Source organism: Microtetraspora sp. AC03309 (genome assembly GCF_020826795.1).
GTDB classification, from domain to species: domain Bacteria; phylum Actinomycetota; class Actinomycetes; order Streptosporangiales; family Streptosporangiaceae; genus Microtetraspora; species Microtetraspora glauca.
The window spans coordinates 1-5,921 of sequence record NZ_JADDIL010000154.1; the positions used below are offsets into that span (position 1 = coordinate 1).

At 73.6% G+C, this 5,921-nt stretch carries 7 protein-coding genes; all 7 read right to left on the reverse strand.

All coding sequences use genetic code 11. The features are described from left to right. Positions 1-184, reverse strand: a 184-nt coding sequence (locus IMZ11_RS41565; RefSeq protein WP_228648934.1) for a ParA family protein, incomplete at its 3' end; no start/stop codon positions are given. A gap of 92 nt (positions 185-276) precedes the next feature. Next, positions 277-576, reverse strand: a complete 300-nt coding sequence (locus IMZ11_RS41570; RefSeq protein ID WP_228648936.1) for a hypothetical protein — start codon at positions 574-576, stop codon at positions 277-279. 70 nt (positions 577-646) lie between these two features. Next, positions 647-799, reverse strand: a complete 153-nt coding sequence (locus IMZ11_RS41575) for a hypothetical protein (RefSeq protein ID WP_228648938.1) — start codon at positions 797-799, stop codon at positions 647-649. A 94-nt stretch (positions 800-893) separates the two neighbouring features. Next, a complete protein-coding gene (locus tag IMZ11_RS41580; RefSeq protein WP_228648940.1) occupies positions 894-1,271 on the reverse strand; it encodes a hypothetical protein in 378 nt (125 codons plus the stop codon). Positions 1,272-1,290: 19 nt separating this feature from the next. After that, positions 1,291-1,716, reverse strand: a complete 426-nt coding sequence (locus IMZ11_RS41585; protein ID WP_228648942.1) for a hypothetical protein — start codon at positions 1,714-1,716, stop codon at positions 1,291-1,293. A 195-nt stretch (positions 1,717-1,911) separates the two neighbouring features. Further along, positions 1,912-4,197, reverse strand: coding sequence for a hypothetical protein (locus IMZ11_RS41590; protein ID WP_228648944.1), 2,286 nt, complete (start codon positions 4,195-4,197; stop codon positions 1,912-1,914). A gap of 122 nt (positions 4,198-4,319) precedes the next feature. Continuing rightward, positions 4,320-5,921: hypothetical protein (locus IMZ11_RS41595; protein WP_228648946.1), on the reverse strand; the 1,602-nt coding region annotated here is incomplete at its 5' end.

A 5,921-nucleotide genomic window follows, 5' to 3' on the forward strand; every position in this document is an offset into this window, starting at 1 on the left:
GGCCGTAGACGCCGAAGGGGAACCCCTCCACGGCGTCCGACCACGCGAGCGCGGACCCGGCCGGGTCGGCGTCGACCAAGGCGACGTCATGCCCACGCCGGTGCAGGGCGTACGCCAGCAGCACGGACGTGGTGGTCTTGCCCGTGCCGGGCTTGAGGTTGGTGAGAGCGATGGAGAGCTGCATAGAGCTACTGAATCACGGGTGTACGGGATCACGGAGCATGACAAGGGCCCGCCAGGAGCGTCCTGGCGGGCCCTTTCGTGAAGGGGGCGGGGCTAGTCGGTGCTGACGGGCTGGGGCCGCATCTCGTTCAGCAGGTCGCCGGTCATGTCGAAGCCCGACTGGATGTAGGAGAGCGTTTCGCAGATCTGGTCGGCCGTGCTCTGGTCGACCAGCGCGCGGACTTTGGCGGGCCAGGTGGCCGCCGCGTGCTCGAACTGGGCCTTGATGCCCTCGGACAGGGCGTCGGCGATCTCCTGCCGGTCCGGCTCCGGCAGGCGGCTGTCCCAGTCGTCAATCTCGAAGACTCGCTCCATCGCGGCGTCGTAGCGGGTGGCTGCCTCGGTGTGGTTCATGTGTGTCTCCTTCGGTGACGTGGTGTCTCGCTGGTCCAGTTGGGGTGAGTGAGTGAGTGAGGGGGCGGGGCTACATCTCGCGGAGGATCTGGCGCATCCGGTCCAGGCCCGCGTCGACGTCGGCGAGCAGCTGCTCGGCCTGACGGATCCGCGCCCATTCGCCGGCGAGGGCCTGGCGCTCGATGTCGAGGAGCTCTCGCTCCAGGTCGGTCATCGCTGTCATGCTGGAGACCTCCTGATCTCGTCGATTGGGGTGGGCGCGTGCCGCGTGGTTTGGTCTTGGTGGATTGGCCACGCTGGTACGCGCCCCTCGGGGGTCAGCGCGTGAGCGTCAGGACGGCGTACTTGGTCACGGTCGGCACCGGCTCTCCGGCGGCCTGGTGCTCGCCCGCGTGCCTGGTGGCCGCGGACCGGGCGCCGCGCTCGGTCCGGTAGTTGCTGCCGGTCCACGGGCAGTCGCCGCAGCGCCAGGCGTAGTCACGGCGGTGCGGGTTGCCCCAGACATCCACGCCGAAGCCCCAGATGATCGCGTGCTTGGGGATCTCGACGGTCGCGGCGAGCCGCTTGACGAGGTCGGTGAGGCGGGCCGGGTCGCCGTCGACGGCCTGGGTGAAGTGGAGCCGGGCGGTCTCAAGATCGGCGTCGCCGATCGAGGCGGTGATGTCGTCGACCGCCTGGGCCAGGGTGTAGGTCATCTCTCCTCCGTGGGGGTGGCTAGTTGGTGCCGGTGCGGCGGGTGCAGTCGGCCGGGCAGTCCGCGCACAGGCTCGGCTTGGACGCCGTGGCGCCGCCGTGGCCCTGGCCGTCGACGTTCCACATGTGCTCGCCGGTGCGCGGGGCCTCGGCCCGGCGAAGGTCCTCGGAGTGGACCTGGCGGAACAGCACGCCGATCTCCTCGGCCATCGCGACGAGTCCGGCGTGCGCCTTGGCGAGGTCCTCCAGGGCGTCGAGCACGACGGGGTCGATCGGGTACTCGCCGTCCAGGCGGCGGCTGTAGGTGCGCAGCGCGTCGGCGGTGAAGCCGTCCACGGCCGCGATCTCATCGAGGTCGGCGGCGACCTGCCACATGCTGGCGGGGGCGTAGCCGGCCGCGACCGCGGCGAGTTCGGCGGCGGCTGCGGCGACGGGGTTGACGGTCATCTCTCCTCCTGGGTGTCCGGGTGTCCGGGTCGATGGATGGGGGGTGAACGGCTGTGGAGAGCCCCGCAAAGGGGGTCTGGCGGCCCCGGACACCCCCCGTACGGGTGGCGTTTTCCCTGTTCAGGTGGCGTCCGGGGCGGATGTCCGGGGTCTGGCGGGTGTCCGGGGCCGGATATCCGGGGGGTTGTCCGGGGGTCAGGCGGCGGGCCAAGTGGCGACCTCGGCCGGGACCTCCAGCTCGCCGGAGGCGATCCGGGCGGCCGCGGCCTCCAGGTCCTCACGGGCGTAGCCACGCCGCTCGGCACCGCCGCGCAGGAAGGCGCGCGGCAGGGTGGTGACCTCCAGCGGGCGCAGCAGCGCCGCGAGGGCCAGGACGTCGATGCCGAGCGCGGCGGCCAGGGCCTCGCTGTGGATGCGGGTGTCGTTGCCGAACGCGGCCAGGGCGCGGCGCAGCAGCTCCGGGATCGGCCGGATGGGCGCGGCCGGGGCGGCGGTGACCGCGTGGATCTGCTCGGCCCGGAGCAGCTCGCCACGGCGCGGCATCGGCAGGTCGGGCCACTCAGCCGCGCTCGTCATCGCGCGGGGGGCGGGCTTGCCGGTCATCTCCCGCAGGTCGGGCCAGGCGGAGGCGTCCGTGCCACACGCGACGGCGGTCAGACGCCGGGACGGTGCGGCCGGGGCGGCGGGCGTGGTGCGCGGCCCATGCTGCGGCGCCGGGGCGGGGGCCAGGTCGTCGCCCTCGGCCGGGTGGGTCAGGGCCGGGTCCCAGATGACCGGGTTGCCGCGATCGTCGGTCACGCCGGGCAGCTCGATCGGGCGGGGGCGGCGCAGGTGGACGCGCTGCTCAGGCGTGGAGAACAGCCACCGCATCCGGGAGTAGCGGGTGGCGTAGGCGTAGCCGGCGGCCTCCACGCTGGGCTCGTCCAGGTTCGGGCGGGTCCGGCTGATCGAGGCGCTGGCGGGGTGGATGTCGCGGGCGGGCTTCATCCGGTACGCCTTCCACGTGCGGATCTCGTCGTTGCCGAACACCCTCACGAAGCCGGACCCGGGACCGGCCAGGTCTTCCACACTCGCGCCCTGGGCCTGCTCGTACAGGAAGGTGATCTCCTTCTGCGCGCAGCCCGCCATCATGATCCGGTTGTGCAGCAGGGACAGCAGGTCGGTCGACAGGGTGGTCGAGATCGAGCGCAGCGCCGAGACGAGCACCTGGCACGCCTCCGCGCGGCCGATCCGGGCGATCTCCTCAATCGAGCTGCGGATCTCCTTCTGCAGCGGGTCCCGCACGGTCGGGGCCAGGACCTCGAATCCCTCGTCCAGGATGGTGGTGATCTGCGGGACCTCGTGGTCGACGGGCAGCTTGTCGTCGTCGGCGAGCATCCGCCGCTTGCTGTAGGCGGTCTTGCGGGCCTTGGCGATCGCGACCTCGGCCGCCGCCATCAGCAGGGCCTCCTCCGCGCAGGGGGCGGCCCAGTCGATCGCGGGCCGCTCGATCTCCCCGTCCAGCCAGGCCCGTAGCCACGGCTGGGAGACGCCGCCGCCGTTGAGGTCCATGTGCCACACCAGCCCATCGACGCATCGGCCCAGCTCAGCGGTGATGGTGTGCAGGGTGCCGGTCTTGGCGCTGCCGGTCGTGCCGACCACGATCGTGCGGGGCTGGCGGACCTGCAGCCGCATCGGCTCGCCGTTGCGGTACTCGCCGATCGTGATCCCGTCCAGCACCGAGCGGGGGCTGTAGTCGCCCGGGTGGTCGATGTCGGCGGCCAGCCGGTTGACGGTGGCGACCTCCAGCCACACCGTGCCGCGCAGCTGCCCGGGACGCGGCGGCAGCACCTCCACGCCGCACCCCTGCGGCAGGCGGGCGTCGTTGGCCATCCCCTCGGCGGCGTTGGCGAGCTGGGAGGCGGTCGCCCCGCCCTGCGGCAGCATGACCAGCAGCGAATACCCGGTGCCGGTCGGCCACTCGCGGACCTCGGCGATCTCCACGGCCAGCCTGCAGCAGCGGCGGATGCGGCGGGTCCACTCCTCGACCAGGGCGACGTGACGGCGCGGCACCAGCGCCGTGCCCGGGGCGGACGGGCGGCGGGCGGTCCCGGCCTTGGAGACGGCCGCGCGGCCGAGCGGGGCCAGCAGTCCGGCGGTCACCGCGCCGATGCCCCACACACCCCACGCGGCCTGGCTCCACAGCCCGGCGGCCAGGGTGTAGGTCAGCCACGATCCGGCACCGAGCCAGCAGCCCAGCCGGTACAGCAGGCCCGGCGTCGGGTGGGCCAGGTGAGCCGAGCGCACGACGGTGGCCACCGCGCCGACGGCGGTAGCGGCGCCGCCCCACAGCGGGTGGATCGCGGCCAGGTCGCCGGCCACCGCGATCGCGGCCAGGCCGAGCGCGCCCTGCCCGGTCGCCACGATCGGGCCGCGCGAGGCGAGCGACCAGTCAGCCTTGCGGGCCTCACTCTTGCGTGCGGTGGTCTTGGTGGTGGCCATCAGCGTCTCCAGTCCGTCAGTTCGTGCAGTTCAGATGGGGTCTGAGGGGTGCGGGTCGGTTCCGCCCGGCGCCCCGACCGGCGTTGGCCGGGGCGCCGTACGCAGCCTCACCCGAGGTCGGGTCAGACGTTCCAGGCGGCTTCGTTCACGCGGGGGGCCTCCTCGCGCTTGAGGTCTTCGGCGTGGATGCGGCGGAACAGGGGGCCGATCTCGTCCGCCATGGCGACGAGCTGGCCGTGCGCGGCGTACAGCTGGCCCAGGGCGTCGATCACGACGGGGTCGATCGGGTATTCGCCCTGCAGGCGGCTGGTGTACGTCCTGAGGGCCATCGCCACGTTGGCGGGGACCTCCACGAGCTGGTCGAGCTCGCGGGCCACCTGCCACATGTCGACGGGGGCGTGCGCGGCCGCGACCGCGTTGAGGTCGGCGGCGGCAGCAGCCAAGGGGTTTGCGCTCATGGTTCGGTTCCTCCTGGTGTAGGTGGTGGGTGCGGTGTACGGACGGCGGCCCCGGGCCCGGCCGGGCTCCGCCGTGGTCTGGGTGGTCTCGCGGGCGAGGTGCTCGTCCGCGTGGTCGGGGATGTCCTGGACGCTGTCGTCGCGGAAGACCCGGGTCTTGTGACCGCACACGCAGGTGACCCAGATCTCGGCCTCGCCCGCCGGGAGCGTGACCGTGTCCACGGACATGCAGCGCGGGCAGATGATCCGCGTCGTGATGGCCGGGTCCTCCTCGGCCGGAGCCGTCTTGGGGGCGTCCTCGCTGCTCTCGGCGGTCTCGGTCTCCTCGGCGGCGGCCTTGCGGGCCTTGCGCCGCTTCCACGCCTCACTGAGGACCGCAACCAGGGCGAGGACCGGCCCGGTCACCGGCCCGTGCCAGCCGAGCACGGCGGCGGCGCGGCGCTGACGGGCGCGGAACCCGGTGTCCTTGCCGGTCGCGGCGGCCCGGTAGGCGCTGCTCACGCGGCGGCCGGTCTTACGGTCGGCCCACACCGCCGCCTTACGCGCCCCGGTCGCGGCGGCCCGGATGGTGGCCTTGCCCGCCCGACCGGCACGGCCGCCGGTCTTGTCGTTGACCCAGGTGGCAGCCTTGCGGACCTTGCCGGTCGCGGTCTTGGCAGCGGCCCCGCCGGTCGTGGTCTTGGCGGCGGCCACGGCCTCGCGGCGGGCTTTGCGGACGGCGCGGCCGGCGGCGGCCACCTGCTGGCGGACGGTGCCCGCCTTGCCCGTGGCCCGGTGAGCTCCGGTCGGAGCGCCAGAGGACTTGCTACCGGCACGGCCCGCGGTTGCCTTGCCCAGGAGACTGCCCCGGCTCTTGGAGCCGCTACGGCCGGTGCTGAACAGGGCGCTACCAGCGGACTTGCGGGCCTTCCCGCCGCTGAACAGGCTGCCCGTGGTGTTCTTGCCGCCGCTCTTGGAGGCCGACGCGGTCCCCCAGGCGCTGCCCGAGGTCGTACGGCCACCGCCGCGACGGTGGCGGACGTAGGCGACCGCGCCGCCCCCGGCCAGCACGCTCCCGGCGATCAGGCCGGGAACGCCGGTGAGCTGGTAGAGCATCCCGAGCAGGACCGTCCCGCCGGTCGCGCCGCCCGCGACCAGGTGACCGGCCGGGATGCCCTCGGGGGCGTCCTGCTCGTCGTCGTCGGCGTCGTACTCGTGGTGCTCGGCCTGGTCCTGGTCGTCGTCGTCGGCCAGGACCTCGACCGGCTCCGGGGCGGGGGCGGGGGC

Coding starts and splice junctions, on each gene's coding strand:
- IMZ11_RS41575 (WP_228648938.1), bottom strand. CDS start 799: ATGACAGCGATGACCGACCTGGAGCGAGAGCTCCTCGACATCGAGCGC.
- IMZ11_RS41590 (WP_228648944.1), bottom strand. CDS start 4,197: ATGGCCACCACCAAGACCACCGCACGCAAGAGTGAGGCCCGCAAGGCT.
- IMZ11_RS41570 (WP_228648936.1), bottom strand. CDS start 576: ATGAACCACACCGAGGCAGCCACCCGCTACGACGCCGCGATGGAGCGA.
- IMZ11_RS41580 (WP_228648940.1), bottom strand. CDS start 1,271: ATGACCTACACCCTGGCCCAGGCGGTCGACGACATCACCGCCTCGATC.
- IMZ11_RS41585 (WP_228648942.1), bottom strand. CDS start 1,716: ATGACCGTCAACCCCGTCGCCGCAGCCGCCGCCGAACTCGCCGCGGTC.